Annotated in this window: 2 protein-coding genes; both read left to right on the top strand. The window is 75.5% G+C overall.

The window, feature by feature from the left end:
- On the top strand, nt 1–409 hold a 409-nt coding region (locus E4099_RS31860; RefSeq protein WP_209446825.1), incomplete at its 5' end, for a Zn-ribbon domain-containing OB-fold protein.
- Nucleotides 406–1,512, top strand: coding sequence for a thiolase domain-containing protein (locus tag E4099_RS31855; RefSeq protein ID WP_245245350.1), 1,107 nt, complete (start codon nt 406–408; stop codon nt 1,510–1,512). The genes E4099_RS31860 and E4099_RS31855, both read left to right, overlap by 4 nt.
- Nucleotides 1,513–1,614: the final 102 nt, after the last annotated feature.

Genomic DNA, 1,614 nt, shown 5'->3' with positions numbered 1-1,614 from the left:
GTGTATAAGAGACCGCCACCTGGCCGCCCTCGCCCGGCGCACCGTCCTCGGCGAGCGCTGCCCCGCCTGCCGCAAGGTCTACGTCCCGCCCCGCGGCGCCTGCCCCACCTGCGGGGTGGCCACCGCCGAGCAGGTACCGGTGGGCCCGCGCGGCACCGTGACCACCTTCTGCGTGGTCAACATCAAGGCCCGCGACCAGGACATCGAGGTGCCGTACGTCTACGCCCACATCGCCCTGGACGGCGCCGACCTCGCCCTGCACGGACGTATCGGCGGCATCCGCCACGACCAGGTGCGGATGGGCCTGCGGGTGGAACCGGTATGGACCGACGGCGCCCGCCACCCCGACCACTACCGCCCCACCGGCGAACCCGACGCCCACCCCGACAGCTACCGGGACCTGCTGTGACCGCCCGGCAGGGGCCCCGCACAGCCCCGCCGCCGCCCCGCCAGGTGGCGATCGTCGCCTTCGCCCAGACCGACCACCGACCCGACACCACCGAGGCATCCGAGACCGAGCTGCTGATGCCGGTCCTCCACCAGGTGCTCGCACAGGTCCGACTGACCGCCGCGGACATCGACTTCACCTGCTCCGGCTCCTGCGACTACCTGGCGGGCCGGGCCTTCTCCTTCACCCTGGCCCTGGACGGCGTCGGCGCCTGGCCGCCGATCTCCGAGTCCCATGTCGAGATGGACGGCGCCTGGGCCCTCCACGAGGCCTGGGTCAAGCTGCTCACCGGGCGGGCCGACACCGCGCTCGTCTACGCCTACGGCAAGTCCTCGGCCGGCGACCTGCGGGCGGTCCTCACCCGTTCGCTCGACCCCTACCACCTGGCCCCGCTGTGGCCCGACCCGGTGGCCCTCGCCGCCCTCCAGACCCAGGCACTGATCGACCAGGGCGCCACCGACGAGCCGGCCCTGGCCCGTATCGCGGCCCGCAACCGCACCGCGGCCACCGCCAACCCGCACGCCCAACTGGCCGGCTCCCCGCCCCCCGAGCGCTTGCTGGCCGAGGAGTACCTGCTGCGCCCACTGCGCCGCCACGACTGCCCGCCGATCGGCGACGGCGCCGCCGCGGTGGTGCTCGCGGCCGGCGACACCGCCCGCCGGCTGTGCGCCCGGCCCGCCTGGATCCGCGGCATCGACCATCGCGTGGAGCCGCACGGCCTGGGTGTACGCGACCTCACCGACTCCCCCTCCACCCGGCTGGCCGCCCGGCACGCCGGATTCTTCGAGGCCCCGGTGGACACCGCCGAACTGCACGCCCCGTTCACCGCCCAGGAAGTGGTGCTGCGCCGGGCCCTGGACCTCCCCGAGGACGGCGCCGTGACGGTCAACCCCTCCGGCGGCGCGCTGGCCGCCAACCCGGTGATGGCCACCGGGCTGATCCGCCTGGGCGAGGCCGCCACCCGCATCCACCAGGGCCGCTCACGGCGCGCCCTGGCGCACGCCACCTCCGGCCCCTGCCTCCAGCACAACCTGGTGGCGGTCCTGGAAGCCGAGCCCACCTGATGGGCCCCCGCAGACCCGGCCCGCAGGCCCCTCACCCACCCGGGACGCGGCGCTCACGCCCACCCCATCCGACGGGCCCCCGCGCACCGCGTCCAAGGGGTC

Source organism: Streptomyces palmae, from assembly GCF_004684805.1.
Classification (GTDB): Bacteria; Actinomycetota; Actinomycetes; order Streptomycetales; family Streptomycetaceae; genus Streptomyces; species Streptomyces palmae.
This window is presented reverse-complemented; position numbering and strand designations above follow the sequence as displayed.